Raw genomic sequence first — 21,804 nt, forward strand, 5'->3', positions numbered from 1 at the left:
CGATGTCAGTCTTTCTTGGCATAGACGTCGGCGGCACGGTGATCAAGGCCGGGCTGTATCGGGCAAGCGGCGAAGAGCTGGCAGTCGCCGAGCGCGACGGCGCGGCGATTGCCGCCCAGCCGGGCTTCAGCGAACGCAATATGGACGCGCTGTGGGATGACGTTTGCGCGGCGATCCGCCAGACGCTGCATGCGGCGGGGTTGGAAGCCGGGCAGGTGCGCGGCGTCAGCTTTTCGGCGCACGGCAAAGGGCTGTACGCCATCGATCGTCGGGGCAAGCCGGTCGGCAACGGCATTCTGTCTTCGGACAACCGCGCGGCGGCCACGGCGGCTGAGCTGCGTCGCGCCGGGGTGGATGCGCAGACCTACCCGCGCAGCCTGCAGCCGCTGTGGCCCAGCCACCCGGCGCTGCTGCTGCGCTGGCTGAAGCAGCAGCAACCGGCGCAGTACGCCGCCGTCGATCGCATCCTGATGGCGCACGACTACCTGCGCTTTCGCCTCACCGGCGAGGCGGCGGCCGAGGTGACCAACATCTCCGGCAGCAACCTGTTTAACCAGCACAGCGGCGCTTACGATCCGGCGCTGCTGGCGGCCTTCGGCATCGAAGAGGCGCAGGAGAAAACCGCGCCGGTGATCGGCTCGGCGCAGCTGGCCGGGCGGGTGACGGCCGCGGCGGCGGCGCAATGCGGCCTGCGCGTTGGCACCGCGGTGTACGGCGGCCTGTTCGACGTGGTGGGCGCGGCGCTCAGCTCCGGCGTGGCCGACGATCGCACGCTCAGCGCGGTGGCGGGCACCTGGTCGATCGCCACCTGCGTGACCGAGCGCATCATTCCCGCCGATTACCCCTACGCCTGGGGGCGCTACTGCATCGACGGCCGCTATTTCGTGCACGAAGGCAGCCCGACCTCGGCCGGTAACCTGGCCTGGTTCCTGCGCCAGTTCTGCGCCGACGACCGGCAACGCTATGCCCAGTTCAACGCCTGGGTGGCCGAGCGCCGCGAGCAGCCCAGCGGGCTGCTGTTCCTGCCTTATCTGTACGGTTCCAACCTCGGTGGCAACACGCCAGGCGGGCTGATCGGCCTGAGCGCCCACCACGAGATGGCGGACGTAGTGCAGGCGATCTACCAGGGCATCGTGTTCTCGCACCTGATCCATCAGGAACGCATGGTGCAGCTGAACCCGCGCATCGAACGGGTGCGCATGACCGGCGGGCCGACGCAGTCCGAGGTCTGGATGCAGATGTACGCCGACGCCGGCAACCTCCCGCTCGAGGTGGTGGAAACCCGCCAGAGCGGCTGCCGCGCCGCCGCCCTGTGCGCCGCCGTCGGCGCCGGGGAGTACGCCGGGTTCGCCGAGGCGATCGCCGCCGCGCCGCCCAAGCTGCGCTGTTATTATCCCGCGACCGCCGCCCACCGGCGCCTGCGCGCCCAGCAGGCACGCTATCTGGCGGTCGCTCAGGCTTTGAGTGAGGTGACTGATGCAAACGACTAACGCCGCCTGTCTGGGGCTGTATGAAAAGGCGCTGCCCGCCGATCTGAGCTGGCCGCAGCGGCTGGCCACCGCCGCCGAGCTGGGCTTTGAGTTCGTGGAGATGTCGATCGACGAGCAGCCGGCGCGCCAGCAGCGGCTGGACTGGGATCGCCGCCAGCGGCTGGCGTTTATCCAGGCGCGGCTCGACAGCGGGGTGACGGTGCCGAGCCTGTGCCTGTCGGCGCACCGGCGCGATCCGTTCGGCAGCGCCGACGCCGCCACCCGCGAGCGGGCGCGGATGCTGATGAGCAAGGCGCTGGAACTGGCGACGGATCTCGGCATCCGCAACATCCAGCTGGCGGGCTACGACGTCTATTACGAACCTGCCGATCGCCACAGCCGCGAACGCTTTATCGAGGGCATGCAGTGGGCGGCGGCGCAGGCCGCCAGGGCGCAGGTGATGCTGTCGGTGGAGGTGATGGACACGCCGTTCATCAACAGCATCAGCAAATGGCGTGACATCGCCCGCCACGTCAACAGCCCGTGGTTCACGGTGTATCCCGATCTCGGCAACCTCAGCGCCTGGGGCAACGACGTCGCCGCCGAGCTGGCGCTGGGTATCGGCAGCATCACCGCCGTGCACCTCAAAGACACCGTGGCGGTGGGGCCGGGCAGCGCCGGGCAGTTCCGCGACGTGCCGTTCGGCGAGGGCTGCGTGGATTTCGCCCACGCCTTTTCCGTGCTCAATGCGCTCGGCTATCGCGGCCCCTACCTGCTGGAGATGTGGGCGCGCGAAGACGGGCAGGATAAGCAACGCATCGCCCAGGCCAAGGCCTGGATCGAACAACAGATGATCGAGGGAGGCATCGCATGCTGAACGAACTCAAGCGGCAGGTGTTGGCCGCCAACCTCAGCCTGCCGGCATACGGGCTGGTGACCTTTACCTGGGGCAACGTCTCGGCGATCGACCGCCAAAGCGGGCTGGTGGTGATCAAGCCTTCGGGCATCGCCTACGAGGCGATGACGCTGGAGGATCTGGTGGTGGTGGATCTGGAGGGCAAGGTGCGCGAAGGGCATCGCAAACCCTCGTCCGACACCGCCACCCACCTGGCGCTGTACCGCGCCTTCGCCGATATCGGCGGCGTGGTGCACACCCACAGCCGCAACGCCACCATCTGGGCGCAGGCCGGGCAGCCGATCCCGGCGCTGGGCACCACCCACGCCGACTACTTTTACGGCGACATTCCCTGCACCCGGCCGATGAGCGAGGCGGAGATCGCCGGCGATTACGAAGGGGAAACCGGCAAGGTGATCATCGAGACCTTCAATCAGGCGGGGCGCGATCCGCAGCAGGTGCCGGGAGTATTGGTTTATTCCCATGGCCCGTTTGCCTGGGGCAAGAGCGCGGCGGATGCGGTGCACAACGCGGTGGTGCTGGAAGAGGTGGCGATCATGGCGATGGCGACACGCCAGCTGGCGCCGGCCATCGCCCCGATGCAGCCGGAGCTATTGGACAAACATTTCCTGCGCAAGCACGGCAAACACGCCTACTACGGGCAATAGCGCCCGTCAGCGATTCAACAGCGAGCCGGTGAAGAACTCTCTGCGCACCGGCAGCTCGCCGCGCGGGCTGTGAATGGCGCTGAACAGCAGCTCCGCGGCGATCTCCCCCAGTTTCTGCGTATCGTGATACACCCCCGGAATGTGCAGGCCGTAAGCGCCGGCGCGCGGCGGTTCGTCTATCGAGAAGAACTTCACCTGCTCATAAAGCCCCATCTCGTGGCAGATGGCGATGGCGCCCAGCGTGATGATGCCATTCAGGCCGATGATGTAATCCGGGCGGTTCTCCGGCTGCGCCAGATAGGCGCGCACCTCGCTCTCTTGCGAGGTGAAATCGTAGTCGCCGTTGATGATGTGAATCTCACGGCCGCTGCCCTGCAGCGCCGCGACGATGCCTGCGGTGCGCGTTAAGGTAATTTCCGAATCCGCCGGGCCGCCGATGATCAAAAGTTTCTTCTCCGGCTGCTCCGCCAGATAGCGCCCTGCCAGCACGCCGATCTCGCGGTTATCGAGGAACACGCCGCTCAGCTGCTGATCGTAAAGGTCACGGTCGATCAGGATCAGCGGCACGCCGTACACCTCGGCCAGCTCGAGATAGGCGGGGCGGTAGCGCTTGTCGTCGCGCACCGCCGACAGCAGGATGCCGCGCGCCTTGTAGCCGAACAGCGCCTGAATGGCGCGCATTTCCGCCTCTTCGCTGCCGTCGGTGTCGAACAGCATGATCTGGTAGCCCTGCTGGCGCGCAATGCGCGACACGGTCTTGATCAGGCCGGAATAGAACGGGTTGTACATGCTGCTGGTGACGATGCCGATAATCTGGCTGCTGCTGCTTTTCAGCCCCTGCGCGAACGCGTTGGGCACATAGTTCAGCTCTTTGGCGATGGCGTGAATGCGCTCGCGGGTTTCCGGCTTGACCAGCTCGGGCTTATTGAAGGCGCGGGAAACGGTGATATTGGTCACCCTGGCGCGGCGGGCGATATCCACGATAGTGGCATTGGGATTGGCTTTCGACACCGTCTTTCCTTGCGTTATGCCTCAACAGATCCCTTATTGTAGGGAAAGGGCGGGGGCGGTGCTAGGGGGGAGTTGGGGATGGAGTGGGGGGAGGGAAAATAATGGAATAAAAATAGATGTAATAATGTCGTCGGTTTATTAATTATGAATTGAATCATTTTATGTGGCTATATTTTGTTGAAGGAGAGTTTGGTAAGGTGTATCGCATGGTCGAGATTAGGTGTTAATGGTTGCTTTGTGCCAAAAGCGTAAGTTTTTAATATTTGAATGTACTAATCTATTGGGGGTAGATCATATGTGGTTATCTGTTTTGACCTTAGTAAGGTGTTTGTTGCTACTAGATCGATAAAAGCCTGTGAGCGCAGTAGCAGCTGGGCGGAATGTTCAAAAATGTCCGCTATGTTTAGCCGTTGATAATGTTGCTAAGCAGTGATGAAATCGACGATGTGCTTGGTTTTAATCAAGGATACAAAGCCAGATTATCTTCTCAATCGGGTCTGATGATTAATATGCGATAATTATCAAATGCTTAATCTTTATTCGTTTCAGAAAAAATCTGCGACCGCTGTGCGTTTCATGCTAAGTTCAATGATTCAGAAAGTGGCTCAGGAAGCTACTCAGAGGATATGTTCTTAGTAGACGTGTTTTGAATTTATTTTCAGTATTGATACCCAAAAGGATAAAAAATATATGCCGAATATAAAATACCAAAGAGGTTCTGAGTGGCGAAAATGGGATCTTCATATTCATACTCCTGCATCTTTCCATTGGAGTGGTGAAAAGTTTGACCCTGATTACCGCTCCAGTAAGAATACACCACTTATAGATGAAATGATCCATGCGCTCAATGCCGCAGAGCCCGCTGTATTTGCAATTATGGATTATTGGACTTTCGATGGATGGTTCGCTTTGAAACATCGGCTATCACAACCTGATGCCCCTCAGCTGGAAAAAACCGTTTTCCCGGGTATTGAACTACGTCTGATGGCTCCGATGAAAGGTCGTCTTAATGCTCACGTGTTATTTTCAGACTTGATTGAGGAACAGGAGCTTGTAGACTTTAAATCCAATTTAAAAGTGGAGTTTCCTGGGCAGGAATCAAGGAATTTATCCAACGCCGCTCTTATTGAATTTGCAAGATTTGTTCCTAAAGATAAACTTCGTCATCACTCTTTAGAGTATGATAAAGTGCAAAAAGACAGTGCTTATGCTTTGAAAGCTGGTTCAATAATGGCTGAGCTTAATTGTGATAGTTATAAAAAAGCTGTCGCTAAAGTTAAAAATGGGAATGCGATCGGATTTATGCCATTTGATACTAACGACGGATTAACTGAAATTGATAGAAATGAACATTTTTCTTACGTTCTAGGTTTATTCAAGACGTCTCCTATTTTCGAAACTAGAAATATTGCTTTGGCAGAGGCTTTTTCTGGAAATAAAACAGTGCGTAATGGCGATTGGTTTCACGATTTTCAATATGCGCTTAACAATATCCCTCGCCTAGCTATATCAGGAAGTGATGCGCATTGCTTTGTTGGGCAGGAAGGTAATAATGACCGACGCGGTTATGGTGATTACCCATCGGGAAAGGCGACTTGGATTAAAGCTGATCCTACATATGCAGGGTTAAAACAAGCAATTAAAGAACCTTCTAAACGCTCATTTATAGGAACTATGCCACCTAAATGTAAAGTAGTGAAAGAAAATAAAAGCCTTTTCATAGATAGTATTCACATTAATAAAGTTGAAGGTTCTTCATTTTCTGATAACTGGCTCGATGGTACATCTATTGATTTAAACTACGATCTGGTTGCAATTATTGGAAACAAAGGTAGTGGCAAGAGTGCTCTTGCTGATATAACAGCATTGTTAGGTAATTCTAAGTTAAATCATCATTTTTCTTTCTTAAAAGCCAACCGTTTTAGGGGGAAGACAGGTGAGCCTGCTAAACACTTCACCGCAAAACTTACTTGGTCTGATGACGCGTTTATCATAAATAATCTAAATGAAAATCCAGCAATCGAGAGCGTTGAGCTTGTAAAATACATACCGCAAGGTCATTTTGAAGAATTATGCAATGCCCATGTTACGGGACAGTCCGATGCTTTTGAAAATGAATTAAGAACTGTTATTTTCTCACATGCAAATGAATCAATCCGTCTTGGAGCTCATGATTTCAATCAACTTATTGAACAGCAAGAACGTTCTTTGAGAGGGAACCTAGAAAATGTTAGGGGTGAGTTGCATAAAGTAAACTGGGAAATAGAGTCTGTAGAAAATCAAATGAATGATGAGGTGCGAAAATCGGTAGATGAACAAATTAATCAGAAACAAAGATTACTTGATGAACACTTAAAAATAAAACCGATTGAGAGACAAAAACCTACCGGTGTATTGTCACCTGAACAACAAAAAGCAGCTGAAGAACTTTCTAAAATTTCAGATGATTTGGATGTGTTGAAAAAAAATTATGATGATAACCAACAAGAGATTATAAATATTTCAGCCAAGACAAAGGCTTGCAAGAACATTATTGAAGGATTGGATGTTATCAGGCGAACACTACAGCAATTTGAAAAAGACTTCGCCGATGATGCCTCTTTATTAGGTCTGGTTTTTAGTGACATCATTAAAGTTGACATTAATCATAAGGCAATTATTGACATCGAGGATGCTATTAATTTACGAAGTGATGAGGTGAAAATAAAAAATGATGAGATTTCTAAAAGTAGGGAATCCTTTAGTTTAAGGAAAGAACCTTTAAATTCTAAGCTCAATGAACCACAGCAGGCGTATCAAGATTTTTTAGAGCAGCTGAGAACTTGGGAAGAGAAAAGAATAGAGATTGAGGGTAATAAAGAATCACCGGATACTCTAATGGGGTTGAAATATAGAAAGGAACAATTAGATAATCTTCCCTCTCGAAGAGACGAATTAATCGTGAAAAGAGAAGTTTTTTCTGGTGAGATTTTTGATATTTTAGAAGATAAAAGGAAAAAGCGAGAAGGCTTATTTAATCCGGTTCAAGACCTTATTCAAAGTAATGCATTGATACGTGATGACTATAAACTGCAATTTAGTGCGGAGTTAAAAACCACAACTGAATTAGTTTCTTCTAAGTTATTCTCAATGATCAAGCAAGCATCTGGTGATTTTCGAGGCGAATCCGAAAGCATTTCTGCTATTAAGGACTTGATTGATTCACATGATTTTAGCCATAAGGATTCAGTACTCTCATTTCTTAAAGAACTATTGGGTAAAATTGAATTGGCATCAAAAAACCAAGTTGGCATAAGATCTGTGCTGCGAAAAGATCGTGACTCACATGAAGTTTATGATTTTATCTTTGGTCTAGAATATCTTGAGCCGAGATATACATTGAAGTTTCAAGATGCGCAAATAGAGCAACTGTCTCCCGGTCAAAGAGGTGCCTTGCTGCTAATATTCTATCTGTTAGTTGATAAAGGAGATATGCCAATCATTCTCGATCAACCTGAGGAAAATCTTGACAATGAAACAATTGTTAGTCTTTTAGTTCCAGTACTCACTGAGGCTAAACATAAAAGGCAAATAATAATGGTAACTCACAACCCGAACTTGGCTGTTGTATGTGATGCTGAGCAAATCATTCATTGTGGTTTTGATAGGCGAAATGGACACAAGATATCTTATACATCTGGTTCTATTGAGTGTAATGAAGTAAATAGAAAAATTGTTGATGTTCTTGAAGGAACAATGCCGGCATTTAATAACCGCAGGCTAAAATATCATTAATTTTATTAATATTTTTTATATATAAGGTGGCCGGTAAACTGGCCACCTTTATACCCAGTTAATAACTAATTTTTTATGTTTTACTAAAAATTTCATCTGACTGTGATTGTAGTATTTACTAATTCTTACAACCTGTTATCGCTACATAGCGAGCCCTGAGATTTAGTACATTGATTTCGATGTGAAGTGCCATCACATGAAGGCACTGACTGATATCGAGTATTGTCGCGATTTTTTGTACTAGCTGTGCAACTTTCAAACCCCGTGGCTTACCCCAGTTGATTGGCTCACGACAACACGGCATTGCTAGCGATATCTATGGCGATTCAATCGCGAACGCCTGCTGTTGACTCAAAGCCGCCCTCTAATGCTACTATTCAAAGCAATAAACCAGCGCCAGCAGCGCTGGAGCGACGGTGGTGAGGGACTCACTGGGGAAAACAACAATACCCGCTTAAGAACGTTCGGATAAACAACGCAGCTGATGAGCTCTACTCTCGATTACCAGTAAAAACACCGCTAATCTAACAGCGATCCTTCCCCCTCAGCTCCTCGCCACAACCCCGGCAACAGCGCCAGCGTCTCATCAATCAGCGCCCGTCGGTCATTGCCTGGCTTCCAGATGGTCACCATGGTTTGGCTGATCCCCTGGCTGCCCACTTCGGTGCGCAGCGTGTTGACGTTTTTCCACTGTTCCGCATGCATATGCGTCGGCAGGAATCCCCAGCCGCAGCCTTGTTCGAGCAGGGCGCGCAGCATCTCCAGTTCGTTGGTGAAAATGGTATGCCCGGAAATTTGCAGGCGGCGAGCCACGGGTTCGTCAGAGTCCGGGTGCATGATCACCTGCGGCGTGAGCGAAAGTTCCAGCAGCGAAAGCGGCTGTTCCGCACCGGGGAAAAGCGTTTTGGCGGCGTAAAAATCCATCTCTATCGCCCCTAAGGCGCGCCACTCCATGGCGTCGCCCACGCTGCGATGGCGCGCCTGGCAGATGCCCAGATCGGCCTGGCCGCTTGCCAGCAGGCTTTCCGCCTCATCTCGCGAGGCATTAATCAGGCTCAGCCGCGTGTTGCGCTGGGCCATAGCGGCAATCAACGCCTGCAGTAATGTGCGGGGCGTGAAAGGATCGTAGACCAGCGAGATTTCCTGCGCCGCGCTCTTAGGCACGTCTTTGGCAAATGCCTCAAACGCCTTCACCTGGCGCATCAGCAGGTGCGCCTGGCGTTGCAGCTGTTCGCCTTCCGGCGTCAGGTGCAGGCTGCGCCCCTCGCGCAGGAACAGCGCATAGCCCAAGCCATCCTCGAGAAAATCAATCAAATCGCGCAGCGTCGTGCGGTCTTTACCCAGCTTGAGCGCGGCCTTCGCCAGGCTGCCGTGCTCGGCCACGGCGGTGAAGGCTTCCAGTTGGGCAAAGGAATAAATCAGGCTCGGCACGCGATGCTCCCGTCGATTTTGCGGGGGATTTTCCCCCATCAGGCGTTTTTTATTATAGGCCGCGTTTTTTTAAGCTGAACGCCTTCCTGAGCTAAGTGAGAAAAAATATGAAAAGCAAAGTGTTTAACCGCAGCCTGCTGGCGGGCGTTGTCATCAGTCTCTGCAGCGGCCTGTTGGCGCCCGTTGCGCTGGCCGCCTGTGCGGGCACCGAACTCAGCGCCTGTCCCGCGCCTTTCGATGCGCAATTGCCGGACACGCACAAGATGCTCACCTGGAGCCAGAGCGACCGGGTGATCGGTTTTCGTAACGACTACCGCAACTATGCGGGGGATGTATTTCATCACGGTAATGCCACACCGCTGGTGGCTGCCGCTAAACAGCTAACCGATGCCAGCTATCGGGTGAATGGCAAAACCTACAGCCTGCAGAATTACCTGCAGCGCCAGAACGTCAGCGGCATGCTGGTATTGAAAGACGGCAAAATCGCCTGGAAATATCTGGGAGAGGGTAATACCGACGCTACCCTGTGGACGTCGCGTTCGGTGGGCAAATCGGTGGTCGCCACGCTGGTGGGCGTGGCGATTAAACAGGGCAAGATCCGCTCGCTCGACGATCTCATCACGCAATACGAACCCGATCTGAAAGGCACCGCGTGGGACGGCGTGACCCTCAGGCAGCTGATCACCCACACCTCCGGCGTGGCGTGGAATGAGGATTACACCAACCCGAAATCAGACTTCGCGCAGCTGACCGAGTGTGAAGCCAGGCCCGGCACCTACGCCTGCGTGCGCAAGCTGGTAGCCGGTTTGCAGCGTGCGCATCCGGCCGGGCAGAACTGGTCTTACTCCTCCGGCGGCGCGTGGCTGCTGGGCGACGTGCTGGAGCGTGCCACCGGCATGCCGCTGGCGGCTTATCTGGAACAAAGCATCTGGCAGCCCTACGGCATGGCGAGCGACGGTGTGTGGCATGCCTACGCCAAAGGCCAGCACGACGTGGGCGCGCACGGCTTCAACGCCACGCTGGAAGACTGGGGGCGCTTCGGCGAATTCATTCTGCATAACGGGAAGCTGCCGAACGGCAAACAGATCTTGCCGGAAGATTGGGTAGCCCAGTCGTCCAACTGGACGCGGGCGGCAGGCTCGGTGTCGGCGGCCCATCCCAACGGCATCTATGGCTTCCAGTGGTGGAACAACGAAGTGCCGGCCAATGCGGCCAACGTGGAACCCGCCCCGCAGGCATCCCTGAAACATTCCCTGTGGGCGCTGGGGATCTTCGGTCAGATGATCATGGTCAATCAGGCGGAGAATCTGGTGATCGTCCAGTGGTCCACCTGGCCGCAGGCGGAGCCGTCCTTCAGCGCGCAACCGCTGGAGGCGTCGCTGATGTTTAGTGCGATAGCGAAGGAATTGCGTTAACCCTCAGTAGCGAGCAGGGGCGGTTGCCATTTAGCCCCTGTTCGAAGGCGATGGCATAAATGCGCCCGTACATATAAAAACGCGGAAATGGCGATCTGGGCTATGCTTTTCACCACATCCACTTTGCGCCGAAACGGGCGTGACAAAAGTGCGACATGTCAGGCCAGGTTGAAGCTCTTTATCGAACGGCTCTTCACAGGAGTGGCTAAATTGAAAATCGATTGGCATAGCGCATTGTTAACACGCGCCACGATCGTGGATAAAAGCTACAAAAATACGCAAAACGTCCGTCGTTTCATGGTTGAGGCGTGCGGAGAGGATTTTCGCTTCGATCGTGAATTCATGGCATGGATACGCAATGACGTGCCAAAGACGCTAGGTGATGTGGTTGATGAGTGGCAGCGTAGGCACTCATAGTCGTTCGTAATCCTAGCCGGTTAGGGTGCGGTTCGGGCAGCGCCTTATCGTTAGGTACTGGAACGGTCGTTCATTTTGCTCAAGTCTTCAAATGTTTCTCTATCATAAAGTTCGGCAAGGTGTGAAATTTCAGGGTGTCTTATTGGAATGAGGCATAGCGGTAAAATCCAGAGGGCGGAATAAGTAAGTGATTGGCCATTAATCCAGAACCAGATATTGACCAGCGGCGACCGCATGAGCTGGTGTTGATTATTTAGCCAATAATAAAATTTCTCCCGTTCGCATCAATACCAGAGGGCCTATCAACTGTTTTTCCAAGAGAAAAATCCCTTCCGTCGTGATAGATTAAATTCATGAAATTTTTTTCCAAATTTAAACTATTTCAGATCTAATGATGAGGGAGTCATGGGTTTATTCACTTTGGAAGACCAAGAATTCAAAAAGGTTGCTAAAACTACGTTTATGCGCGAGTCGATCCTTGAACGCAGGGATATTCAGTCAGCAATAGCCAAGAACATGAGCGATTTTTTGCCCGATTGCCTGGTAATCCAGGAGGAGTTTAATAATTGGGAAAACAGTCAACGTAGAATTGATTTACTCTGTATCGACAAGGCGTTTAATCTGGTTGTCGTTGAGCTGAAACGTGATGAACAAGGTGCGCATATGGAACTTCAGGCGGTAAGGTATGCCGCTATGGTTTCACAAATGACGTTTAATGATGCTGCGGAGTGCTACCAAAAACATATTGATAAAGAAGGCGTTGCTAAGAGTGCTGAGCAGGAGATACTCAAGTTTTGTGAGCGAGACGAAGGCGAGATTGCTGACTTCAATACTCAGGTAAGGATTGTACTGATCTCAGCTGATTTCTCTACGGAAGTAACAAATACGGTACTTTGGCTGAACAATAACGGGCTAAATGTCAGCTGTTTCAAGTTAAGCCCTTATTTGCACCTTGATAAGGTACTGGTCAATTTTGAACAGATAATACCACTGCCCGAAGCAAAAGATTTCTTGGTTAGACAGAAACGAAAAGAAACGGAGGCCAGGGATGCCAAAGAAAAAGGAGAAAGGGATTACTCGAAATTTATCTATAAGGGTGTGATTTATAACAAAAGAAATCTAGCCTATGAGCTGATGAGCGAATGGATTATGGATACTAACCCTGATGGTATGCAGGCGATAGCGTCTGTGTTTGGCGATGATATCCATCGCAGCCTTATTAAGGTTGAACAGGATGTGATTGCGTCAAGGCGCAAGCGATTTCATGATGAAACCATTGAGCTTGCCTCCGGTGAGATAGTACTAATTACTAATCAATGGAGTATTGGCTCTATTCAAAAACTGATAAATAAGTTTGCCAGCCTTGGCTATAACATTGAGATGCACCAGTAAGATTGATCTCAGACGGCCAATCAGATGGGGTTCAGCACGCAAAGCGGAACTTTACCTCTGTATGTGATGGCATTGTTCCGCTTGGTACTCTCCCTTGCTCGCAAACCTTGCCAAGATCGCCTCTACACCCGCGCTTTCACTAACCCCGCCGATCAAACCGATAAACCAGCGCCAACGCCAGCGCCAGGATCAAAAGCGGCGGGGCGAGGGCGGTGAGGGGCGCGTTGAGGGCGAACAACAACCCCAGGTTGAGGACGATCTGGTAAGCGATGTAGGTCAGCAGCCCGACGATCACGCCGAGCGCTAATCGGCTGCCCATGCCGGGGGCGCGCGGGGCGGTGAAGGTAAACGGGATGGCCAGCAAAATCATCGCCAGCACCAGCAGGGGCTGGCCGAGTTTTTTCCACAGCGCCAGGCGGTATTCGGTGCTGGGCTGCCCCGATCCTTGCAGGTAATCGATATAGCGTTCCAGCTGTTGGAGCGAGAAGCTGCCCGCCGGCAGGGTCAGCTCTTTCAGGCTCGGCACGGCGAACAGCGAGCGCCACGGCAGGCTGCTTTGCCGCTCAATCGTCTCCTTTCCGCCTTGCCAGCTTTTTTGCATCACGTTGTGCAGCAGCCAGCTGCCGTCGGCGGCGGTGCTGGCGCTGTCGGCGTAAAGGTAAGATTCCAGCGCGCGGTTGGCCTGATAACGGAAGATCTCAATGCCGTGGGGCTGGTCGTTCTCATCGACGGTTTTGACCGTCACAAACTCGTTGCCGCGCCGTGCCCACAGTGGGTTAACGGTGACGTCGTTATCGTTAGACTGCGCCAGGGCGTTGTTCTTCATCTGCAGCGCGCGCTGCTGCAGCGGCGAGGCCGCCCACTCATCGAAGGCACCGAGCGAGAGGTTCATCAGCAGCCCGGCGGCGAGCATTACCAGCGCAATGCGGAATATCGACATCCCGGCGGAGCGGATCGCGGTCAGTTCCAGGGTTTTCGACAGCTGCCCCAGCCCGACGATGCCGCCGAGCAGCGCGATAAACGGCCCCAGATCGACCAGGCTGCGCGGCAGGGTCAGCACGGTCACCAGCAGCGCCTGCTGCCAGCGGTAGCCGCCCGGGGTCACGTCCTCCAGCTCGTTGATCAGCGTGAAGGTGGTGAACAGCGGGATGAGCAGCCCGGCCGCGGCGGCGAAGCCGATGAACACGTTGCGGATCAGGTAACGGCTAAAAATAGTCATCGGGAGGGTGTCCGCAGCAGGGATAAGTCGCGTGCCAGCAGCAGGGCGATGCCGACAGCCATCGCCAGCGGCACCAGCCAAACGCCGGGGATCGTCGGCAGAGAGCCGTTGGCCACCAGCGTGCGGCAAATGTTACCGCCATAGAAAATCACGGTAAACAGCACCGTCAGGGGCAGCAGCGCGGCGTAGCGGCCCTGCCGCGGCTTGATGCGGCTAAAGGGGATCGCCAGCAGCACCATCAGCACGGTGGTCAGCCCGCGGCTTTCGCGCCATTGCAGTTCGGCGGCGTCACCCGGATCGGCGGAGCGCGCCAGCTCCGCCAGCGAGGCCGACTTGTGCCGGCTCTCGGCGCTGGGCACGAACGGCTTGAGCGCGATGTCGAAGTTGTCGTAGTTTTGCCCGTTGTCGTCGGTGCCCTGGCTATCCAGCACATAGGCGGTGCCGGTTTTCAGCCGCACGGCGGGGCTGGCGGGGGAGGCGTCGAGTACCTCCACCGACTGCGCGCGGTACAGGTTGGTGTGATGGCCGCCGCGCACATAAATCAGGGCGTCCGTCAGGTGGTTGGCCGTTTTGTCGACGTGACTGGCGAGGATCATGCGGCCGTTGCCGCTGACGTTGAATTTGTCGGCCTGCAGGTGGCTCACGTCCAGCACCGACTGCGACTGTTGCTGCAGCTGATAGATATTGGCGTACGCCCAGGGCCTGCCATACAGCGACAGCAGCGTGACCGCGATCGCCAGCGGCACGGCCAGTATCAGCACCGCCTTATACAGCCGCAGCGGGCTGGCGCCGGCGGCCAGCATGGCGGTGATCTCCGCATCGCTGTACAGCTGGCTCAGCGCCACCGCCACCGAGACATACAGCGCGACGGGCAAGATCATCTCCAGCGCGATCAGCGATTTATAGAAAACCACCTCGGCCACCACCCGCAGCGCCAGCGTGCCGTTGGCGGCGTCGGTCAGGTAGCGCTGGGCGGAGTAGCTGGCGAACATGAAGATCAGAAACCCGGCGATCATCATCACCAGGCGGCGGATCTCAACCGTGATATAGCGTTCAATCAAAGACATGCGTTATCGGCTCCCGGCGGCGTGCGCTTCATGGCGTCTCCCGGTCGATCAGGGTGCGCAGCAGGGCGATCACCTGGTCAACCTCCTGCGGGGTGAGTGCGCCGTCCTTCGCCCACTGCACGCGCCCGGCCTTGTCCAGCACCACGATGGTGGAGCTCTCTTCCGGCAGCCGCCAGGCCATGCGCCCCAGCCCGTCGCTGTCGACGATGAACTGCGCCCAGGGGTAATGCCGCTTGTTTTTCTCGATCTTGCCGCGCACGAAGAAGCCGGAGCCCGGTATCGCGTCGTCGGTGTTGACGATGGTGGTGGGCTGGAAGCGATCGCCCGGCAGGTTCGCGTCTTTGACGGCGTTGATCAGCAGCGAGTTCTTCTTTTTGGCGGAGGTGCGCCCGGCGATGTACTGGATCACCCGCACCTTGCCCGCCAGCTTTGCGCTGTTCCACGGCCGGTAGTAGAAATCGCCGTTGCGCAGCAGCAGCTCGCCGCGATCGGTGATGGCGATCGGCGCCACCGGCCGGCCATGCACGAAGTTATGCGCTGACGCCGCCAGCGGCGACAGCAGCAGCGCGAGGGTTAGCAAGCGGCGTAACGTCATCATGGCTCCGTGCAACCCGCTTATCTGCCCGCCGCGATGGCCGGCTGGGAAAACGACAGCGGAAAGCGCGCCAGCAGCAGCTCCAGGCGCTGGCGGATGTCGATATCCAGGATCGCCGGCCGATCATAGATATCGCCGCCGGCCAGCTTGTCCGCCACCATCACGTCATGCCGGTCGCCCATCAGGCCGTTAATCGCTGCCAGGAAGCGCGAGATCTGCCGGGCTTCGCGGTTGTCGGGATCGATCGATCTCAGCGTGTCGTAAAACGACACCTGGCGGCTGACGATTTTGCGCACGTCGTGGAACTGGTGCCCGGTCAGCGCCGGGCTGGCGATCAGCGTCTGCAGCTGGCGCATCTGTTCCTGGCGGTAGGTGATAAAGCCCTGTGCGCTTTCCAGGCGGGTGTGGCGCAGCGCATAGCGCACGTACGACCACACCGGCTTGCTGAGCAGCAGCCGCAGCAGGTTGCCGTACAGCGTCAGGTTCTTCTGGTTGCCGTTGCGAAACGCGTCCTGAAAATGGCCGAGCACCACGGTGGTGGTGTGGAACAGGCGGTTGGCGCGGTGGGGCGCGCCGTACAGCTGCTGGGCGAAGCGCAGGTGCTTGTAGCGGGCGCGGATATATTTGTAGCGCATGCGGGTAGCCGCCGCCAACTGCGGGTCTTGCAGGAAACCGTTCACCAATTGCAGCAGCTCGCGGCGGGAAAAGTCGTCTTCCCAAAACTGCAGGCACAGCGCGTAGTTGTCCCGAATGCTCTCGGGGGAACACTGCAAATCAATCTGCTGCGGCAGGCTGATATTCGCCTCAACCAGGTCATCCTCTTCCACCGCGACAAACAGCGCCTGGGTGGTTTCGGCGGAGAACTTCTTCCAATTATCGTTAGCGGTCATTAATTACTCTCTTTGGGCACATTCAGCCCCAACATAAAGCGATTGCGGTAGGCGCCGATCGTCGGTATCAGGGATAACAGAACGTCTAAACATTGCCCCAGTAAATAAGCGAAGGCGGCGCCCTGCACGCCGAAGGCATATGCCATCGACACCAGCAGCGCAATGTAAGCCGCCGAGGCCGTCGCCTGCGCGATCAGGAAGGCGCGCTGCTTGCCTGCCATAAACAGTAAGGATTCCTGCGGGAAGCCCATCATGGAAACGATGATCGCGCCCAGCATGATTTGAATCAGGTCATAGGCTTCCAGGTATTGCTGCCCGAAGACGGCGGAAATGAGTGGCTTGCCCACCAGCAGCATCAACACCGCGACGGCCAGGCCGATGCCGCCGGCCAGCAGCGAGGAGCGCAGGCCCAGCAGCCACGGGGTCTTGGTGCGCGGATCCAGGCGCATGATCTCGGGATAGAAGCTTTTCTCCAGCAGCTTGGCCGGGGTGCCCGTCGCATCGAAGAAGGTCATGGCGATCTTGAACAGCCCGGCGGCGGCCGGCCCGAGCACCACGCCCACCAGCACGGTGGTGCAGGAGTTGCGTGCGGCCCAGATGGTATGGGCGATGTTGGTGGTCCAGACGAAGTTCCAGGCGCCCTCGATGCGGCGCGCGACGTCGAACAGCCGCGGCCTCAGCGCGCCGTGGATATCGCGGCGGCGCAGCTCGCGTGCGGTGAACCACCAAAACAGCGTGCCGCCGATCAGGTTAGAGGCGTACCAGGTGACGATAAAGCCAGGGAATCCCAGATCGAAATAATAGGAGATGACGCTGCCCACCGCCTGCAGGAACGGCTTGATGGCCTGCTGGATGGCGATGAGATCGAAGCGGTTGAAGGCGCGCAGCACGCCGGTCGGCGTGGACGAGGTCATCGACGGGATCAGGGTGCAGTACAGCATGGCGAGCCAGAAACTTTCGCTGTCCAGCCCCAGGGCGTGGGACAAGAACGGCAGCATGATCATGCCGCCCAGTACGGCGATGACGCCGCTGGCGATATCCAGCCCGAAGGAGAAGGCGACGACGTCGCGGAAGCGCCCGGTGTTTTGGTGCTCCAGCGCCGGGGTACCGAATTGCACCACAAACTGCCAGGTCTGGAATTTGATGAAATCGCTGACCGCTTTGGTATAGGCCTGGATCACCACCAGCACGCCGAACATTTCAGGCGACATGCCTTTCCCGGCGCAGGAGAGCGCCAGCAGGCCGAGCAGCGCGCTGGCCACGCTGCCGGAGCCTAAGTAGGCGGCATTACGTAAAATGGAGCGAAACGCGCCATCGGAAAACCACCGTTTCATAACCCAAACCAGCCGTTATCGTTGTTTTGCTGCATCTTGTGTTCCGCTGTCATGCGCTTGCCCTGTATGCGTTTAATAAACCTGAGTTTCTTCGCCGGCGTTTTCGCCGGGTTGCCCGATGTCGCTCTGTGGGCGCTTCACGGGGGGCACCACGGCCGAAATGGCGTTGAGCGCGTTGCTCAGCACCTCGTCGTAAGGGGCTCTGGCGTCCAGCTCGATGATGCGTGCGCCGTTGTACTGCAGGCGCACCATGGCGGAAATCTTGTCTTTCAGTTCTTCATAGCTGTGATCGGGCTTACGGGAAAACGCCGTATCGACGTCGATATCGAGGCGAATGATCAGCGCCGGCCGATAGACGGCCATGCGTTGATATAAACGGCGTTCGCGCGCCGCCAGGCGGCTCAATAGCCAGCCTTTTGCGCGCTCCACGCCGATACCGGGCCCGTCGTAGTAAAAACCAGAAATTTCCGCCTGCGGGTAGCGATCGCTGATCACCAGCACGCCGCTCTGCGCCAGCCGCCGCACCTTGCGCAGGTTGGAGGCGCGCCACAGCGAAAAGCCGTACATGATCAGCGCCGCCCACAGTGCCGGCGGCCTGTTGCTCATGCGTTGGGTTTTATCGGATTTGGCCGCCAGGCGCCGTTCCAGCCACACGCCGATGAAGGGCAATTTCTTGATTTTGTCGCCGTCTTCGCCGGAGATCAGCCCTAAATAGCGCCGCTGCGTGGGGCGATGCTGCTGCAGGTTTTTCACCAGATCGGCGGTCAGCGTGGACTTGCCAGTGCCGTCGCTGCCCACCACGGCAATCAGCCCGCTAATGCAGGTGGAAGAGGAGTGCTGTTCGGCAGTGAGTTTATTTTTTTTCATCTGTTTCGGTACGAAAAGGTTATTTGTCGGCTAGGCATTGGCGGCCCTCAGCGATATTTTAACGGCGCGCAGAGATTCATCGAAAATATGGCTGGCCGGTTCGCGGCCGTCTAAATCCAGTATGTTAGCGCCGTTAAACGTCAGGTGCGGGATGACGGCGATCTTTTCACGCAACGCCGCCAGCGAGTGATCGGGTTTACGTGAATAGGCCGTTTGTTCGTCAATATCCAGCCGAATTAATAATAGGGGCTGATAAGACGCCATCCATTGGTACAGGTGTTGTTCGCGCTTTCTCAGCCAGCGTACCCAGCGATTGCCGCCGGCGGTTTTTGCCAGCTGCGGGCCATCGAAACGAAACCCTGCCACTTCGGCCTGCGGATAACGATCGGTAATCAGCAATGCGCCGCGGCGACTTTTCTTCAGCATGCGGCGGAATTTATAGACGCGCCAATAGGAAAGTAAAAAAATCACCAGCGCCGTGGCATTATCCGGCGGTGCGGAAGGGCGATCGTGCACGCGCTGCGACTTCTTCAGCAAATAACGCCCGAAGGGCGCGCCAATAATCGGCAGTGAACTGATCCATTCGCCGATACGCCCGGAAGACTGGCCGAGATAAAGCAGTTCGGCAGGTTCTTTTGCCGATAAGGCGTTGACCAGACTGGCGGCCAAGGTGGATTTTCCCGAGCCGTCACAGCCGGTTATCGCTATTACGCGCACGGGCGAGCGATCAGATGAAGGTCTTATCTGCTGACTCACAATAATTGATCCAATGCGAAAAAAACTATTGTATTCCAATACGCCTTGGGTTCAAGATATTTATTGTGCTTTGCCACGATAAAATAATGAGATGGGTATTTTGGTTCGTTATTTGAATTGATATTCATGGCGTTCGTTCTTGTTATTTTGTGCTAATTGTTCGCGCGCAGGTCAGTTTCGCTTTTTATGTTAATTTCCGGCCTGACCCGCAGAGGAAAAAGAGCAGGGGTTTTTAATTTTCGCTTAATCTTTTGTGCTGTTTGGCACTGCGCTGAGGCAATTTATTTTGCGCGGCTGCCGAGCAAGGTTAAGCGTGATTTCGCTTCAAACATGGCACGCCGTTTCTGGTGTATTGAAAGAGAGTCTTATTATGAGTGCAAAATTTCCGCCGTTGATTGCGGTTATTGGCAGCGACGGATCGGGTAAGTCCACCGTTTGTGAACATCTGATCGAATATGTGAAACATTATGGCCCGGCGGTACAGGTGCATCTGGGCAAACAGGCGGGCAACGTCGGGCGCGCGGCGGCGAAATTACCGTTGCTCGGCCGCTCGGTGGGCAAGGCTATCGAGAGCAATACCAAAAAAGTCAAAACGAAAAAATCCCGGATTGGTCTGTTGCCGTCGGCGGTGATCATCGCGTTCGTGGGGCGGCGGCTGCTGCGTTTTCGCCGCATGTTGGCGTTTCGTCGGCAAGGGTTCATCGTGTTGACCGACCGTTTTCCGCAGGCGCAAATCCCCGGCGCTTACGACGGCACGGTATTTCCCGTCGACGTTGAAGGGAGCCGTTTCGTCCGTTGGCTGGCGGCGCGCGAACGGGCGGCGTTCCAATGGATGGCGGGGCAAAAACCGGATCTGGTGCTCAAGCTGAATGTCAGTCTGGCGGTGGCCTGCGCGCGCAAACCCGATCACCGCAAAGCGGCGCTGGAGAAGAAGATCGCCGCCACGCCGTTATTGACGTTTGAAGGCGCAGACATCGTGGATCTTGATGCCGATCGGCCGATCGAGGAGGTGCTTTCTGCGGCGGAAAAAGCCATCGCGGAATTTATGGCGGCGCAGGGGTATCGCTATTCGACTGATGAGGTATCAACGGCTGCGCACTGAGGTGCGCATCGGTTCGGCAGGGCGGCGATGCCATTTTCGGCACCGCCGCCGCGGCCGAGAGGAAAAGGCTTTATTTTTTCAGCGCCGCAAAGGCGCGCACGATGGTGTCGATCTCTTCATCGCTGTGCGCAGCATTGACGCTGCAGCGCAGCAGGGTAACGCCCGCCGGCGCGGCCGGTGGCAGCACCAGATTCACATACACGCCGTGGGCGATCAGCTCGCGCCAGAAACGCAGCCCTTCTTCCTTCGAACCGATCATCACCGGCACCACCGGGCTGATGCGCGGCCCCAGGGTATACCCTAGCTCGGCGAGGCCGTGGTACAGGCGGCGCGCATTGCTCCACAGTTTTTCCCGCAGCTCGGGATGGCGCGCGATTTTTTGCAGCGCCGTGCGCACCGACGCGATGCTGGAAGGCGACGGCGACGCGGTAAAGATATACGGCCGGCTGCTGTAGCGCAGCACGTCCATCCCCTTGCCGCCGACGGCGAAACCGCCGATCGAAGCCAGGCTTTTGCTGAAGGTGCCCAGGATGATATCCACGTCTTGCTCGACGCCCAGCGCTTCGGCCAGGCCGCGGCCGTGCTCGCCCATCACGCCGAAGGAGTGTGCTTCGTCCACCAGCAGATAGCCGCCGAGCCGCCGCTTGATGTCGACGATTTCCACCAGCGGGGCGACGTCGCCCAGCATGCTGTAGATGCCTTCCACGATAATGATCGCCTCGCGGGCCCGTTCGCCCAGGCGCACCATGCGGCGCTCCAGATCGGCGGCGTCGTTGTGGCGGAAGCGAATAATCTCCGCGCCGCCGAGGGCGCAGGCGTCGTAAATGCTCGCGTGGCTGTCCGCGTCGATCAACACCACGGAGCCCGGCCCCGCCAGGGTGCTGATGACGCCCAGGTTGGCGGTATAGCCGGTGGAGAACACGATGGCGCTCGGGCGATCGAAGAATTCCGCCAGCTCCCGTTCCAGCGTCAGGTGCGATCCGTAGCTGCCGTTCGCCATGCGCGAGCCGGTGGTGCCGGTGCCGAGTGCGGCCAGGGCCGATTGGCCGGCGGCGATCGCCTGCGCATCAAACGTCAGGCCGAGATAATTATTGGTGCCGGCGAGGACAATCTTTTGATCGCCGATGCGGCCCTGGGTGGCGGAATACACTTCGTCGATACAGGTGCCGAACGGGTTCAGACCGGACGTTTGAAATTGTTCACGGTCATTGGCGAGCCGCGCAAACTTATCATACAGTCCCATGGCTTTTCTCCAGATAAGGGCGCAGCGCGTCAAGCAGTTGCTCAGGCGTTCTGACATCAAGCAATATATTGATAGGAATGGAGATATCTAATTCATCTTCCAGCATCATCAGCAGATCCAGGACTCTGATGGATTCCAGGCCAAGATCATTGACGAGATCGCTATCAGGTTTTATTTCCACTCCGCCTTCGACGATACCTTGCAAACACGTCAGGATATAATCCATTACAGCATCGCGATTTAGCATAAGAACGTTGAC

General features: G+C 55.9%; 19 protein-coding genes. 8 read left to right on the forward strand and 11 right to left on the reverse strand.

Annotation, left to right across the window (positions count from 1 at the left end):
- The first annotated feature begins 2 nt into the window (after positions 1-2).
- From AWX27_RS06430 to araD, 3 genes are read left to right on the forward strand one after another with little or no spacing between them, the layout of a single operon-like run.
- Positions 3-1,490, forward strand: a complete 1,488-nt coding sequence (locus AWX27_RS06430; RefSeq protein WP_060420273.1) for an FGGY-family carbohydrate kinase — start codon at positions 3-5, stop codon at positions 1,488-1,490.
- The gene (locus AWX27_RS06435) at positions 1,477-2,346 is read left to right on the forward strand and encodes an L-ribulose-5-phosphate 3-epimerase (protein ID WP_060420275.1); all 870 of its coding nucleotides are present in this window, start codon (positions 1,477-1,479) and stop codon (positions 2,344-2,346) included. The genes AWX27_RS06430 and AWX27_RS06435 overlap by 14 nt, the downstream gene beginning before the upstream one ends.
- Positions 2,340-3,032: an L-ribulose-5-phosphate 4-epimerase gene (gene araD, locus AWX27_RS06440; protein WP_049213219.1), complete on the forward strand. Its 693-nt coding sequence runs from the start codon at positions 2,340-2,342 to the stop codon at positions 3,030-3,032. Before AWX27_RS06435 ends, araD begins: the two co-directional genes overlap by 7 nt.
- 6 nt (positions 3,033-3,038) lie before the next feature.
- Here the strand turns inward: araD and AWX27_RS06445 are convergent, their stop codons facing one another.
- Positions 3,039-4,043: a LacI family DNA-binding transcriptional regulator gene (locus AWX27_RS06445; RefSeq protein WP_060420277.1), complete on the reverse strand. Its 1,005-nt coding sequence runs from the start codon at positions 4,041-4,043 to the stop codon at positions 3,039-3,041.
- Positions 4,044-4,733: 690 nt separating this feature from the next.
- Between AWX27_RS06445 and AWX27_RS06450 the strand changes: the two genes are divergently transcribed.
- Entirely contained in the window at positions 4,734-7,817 is a 3,084-nt protein-coding gene (locus AWX27_RS06450) for a TrlF family AAA-like ATPase (RefSeq protein WP_060420279.1), read from the forward strand.
- Between the two features lie 519 nt (positions 7,818-8,336).
- On the opposite strand, the gene AWX27_RS06455 is transcribed toward AWX27_RS06450, so the two are convergent.
- Positions 8,337-9,248 (reverse strand): LysR family transcriptional regulator, encoded by a 912-nt coding sequence (locus AWX27_RS06455; RefSeq protein ID WP_060420281.1) that lies wholly within the window; start codon positions 9,246-9,248, stop codon positions 8,337-8,339.
- A gap of 107 nt (positions 9,249-9,355) precedes the next feature.
- Here AWX27_RS06455 and AWX27_RS06460 point away from each other — a divergent pair, with 107 nt between their 5' ends.
- The 3 genes from AWX27_RS06460 to AWX27_RS06470 all read left to right on the forward strand — a co-directional run bounded on the left by AWX27_RS06460 (position 9,356) and on the right by AWX27_RS06470 (position 12,472).
- Positions 9,356-10,663 (forward strand): serine hydrolase domain-containing protein, encoded by a 1,308-nt coding sequence (locus tag AWX27_RS06460; protein WP_060420283.1) that lies wholly within the window; start codon positions 9,356-9,358, stop codon positions 10,661-10,663.
- A gap of 210 nt (positions 10,664-10,873) precedes the next feature.
- Positions 10,874-11,080, forward strand: a complete 207-nt coding sequence (locus tag AWX27_RS06465) for a DUF6434 domain-containing protein (RefSeq protein ID WP_060420857.1) — start codon at positions 10,874-10,876, stop codon at positions 11,078-11,080.
- 405 nt (positions 11,081-11,485) lie between these two features.
- A complete protein-coding gene (locus AWX27_RS06470; RefSeq protein WP_060420285.1) occupies positions 11,486-12,472 on the forward strand; it encodes a PDDEXK family nuclease in 987 nt (328 codons plus the stop codon).
- A 139-nt stretch (positions 12,473-12,611) separates the two neighbouring features.
- On the opposite strand, the gene lptG is transcribed toward AWX27_RS06470, so the two are convergent.
- The 7 genes from lptG to AWX27_RS06505 all read right to left on the reverse strand — a co-directional run bounded on the left by lptG (position 12,612) and on the right by AWX27_RS06505 (position 19,200).
- Positions 12,612-13,691 carry an LPS export ABC transporter permease LptG gene (lptG, locus tag AWX27_RS06475; protein WP_060420287.1) on the reverse strand — a complete coding sequence of 360 codons (1,080 nt, stop codon included), beginning with the start codon at positions 13,689-13,691 and terminating at the stop codon, positions 12,612-12,614.
- On the reverse strand, positions 13,688-14,758 hold the full coding sequence (gene lptF / locus AWX27_RS06480) for an LPS export ABC transporter permease LptF (protein ID WP_060420289.1): 1,071 nt from the start codon (positions 14,756-14,758) through the stop codon (positions 13,688-13,690). Before lptF ends, lptG begins: the two co-directional genes overlap by 4 nt.
- Before the next feature lie 28 nt (positions 14,759-14,786).
- A complete protein-coding gene (locus AWX27_RS06485; protein WP_060420291.1) occupies positions 14,787-15,353 on the reverse strand; it encodes a YtfJ family protein in 567 nt (188 codons plus the stop codon).
- Positions 15,354-15,373: 20 nt separating this feature from the next.
- The gene (locus tag AWX27_RS06490) at positions 15,374-16,243 is read right to left on the reverse strand and encodes a hypothetical protein (protein WP_060420292.1); all 870 of its coding nucleotides are present in this window, start codon (positions 16,241-16,243) and stop codon (positions 15,374-15,376) included.
- Complete coding sequence (locus AWX27_RS06495) at positions 16,243-17,577, reverse strand: lipopolysaccharide biosynthesis protein (protein WP_060420294.1); 1,335 nt, start codon at positions 17,575-17,577, stop codon at positions 16,243-16,245. The genes AWX27_RS06490 and AWX27_RS06495 overlap by 1 nt, the downstream gene beginning before the upstream one ends.
- A gap of 72 nt (positions 17,578-17,649) precedes the next feature.
- A complete protein-coding gene (locus AWX27_RS06500; RefSeq protein WP_060420296.1) occupies positions 17,650-18,444 on the reverse strand; it encodes a nucleoside/nucleotide kinase family protein in 795 nt (264 codons plus the stop codon).
- A gap of 30 nt (positions 18,445-18,474) precedes the next feature.
- The gene (locus tag AWX27_RS06505) at positions 18,475-19,200 is read right to left on the reverse strand and encodes a nucleoside/nucleotide kinase family protein (protein ID WP_060420298.1); all 726 of its coding nucleotides are present in this window, start codon (positions 19,198-19,200) and stop codon (positions 18,475-18,477) included.
- Positions 19,201-19,570: 370 nt separating this feature from the next.
- Here AWX27_RS06505 and AWX27_RS06510 point away from each other — a divergent pair, with 370 nt between their 5' ends.
- Entirely contained in the window at positions 19,571-20,302 is a 732-nt protein-coding gene (locus tag AWX27_RS06510; protein ID WP_060420300.1) for a nucleoside/nucleotide kinase family protein, read from the forward strand.
- A 70-nt stretch (positions 20,303-20,372) separates the two neighbouring features.
- Here AWX27_RS06510 and AWX27_RS06515 read toward each other — a convergent pair whose 3' ends face one another.
- Both AWX27_RS06515 and AWX27_RS06520 read right to left on the reverse strand, forming a co-directional pair.
- Positions 20,373-21,545 (reverse strand): serine palmitoyltransferase, encoded by a 1,173-nt coding sequence (locus AWX27_RS06515; RefSeq protein ID WP_060420302.1) that lies wholly within the window; start codon positions 21,543-21,545, stop codon positions 20,373-20,375.
- Positions 21,532-21,792, reverse strand: a complete 261-nt coding sequence (locus AWX27_RS06520) for an acyl carrier protein (RefSeq protein WP_019453571.1) — start codon at positions 21,790-21,792, stop codon at positions 21,532-21,534. The genes AWX27_RS06515 and AWX27_RS06520 overlap by 14 nt, the downstream gene beginning before the upstream one ends.
- Positions 21,793-21,804 lie beyond the last annotated feature (12 nt).

The organism is Serratia sp. 2880STDY5682894 (assembly GCF_001537385.1).
GTDB lineage: Bacteria > Pseudomonadota > Gammaproteobacteria > Enterobacterales > Enterobacteriaceae > Serratia > Serratia nevei.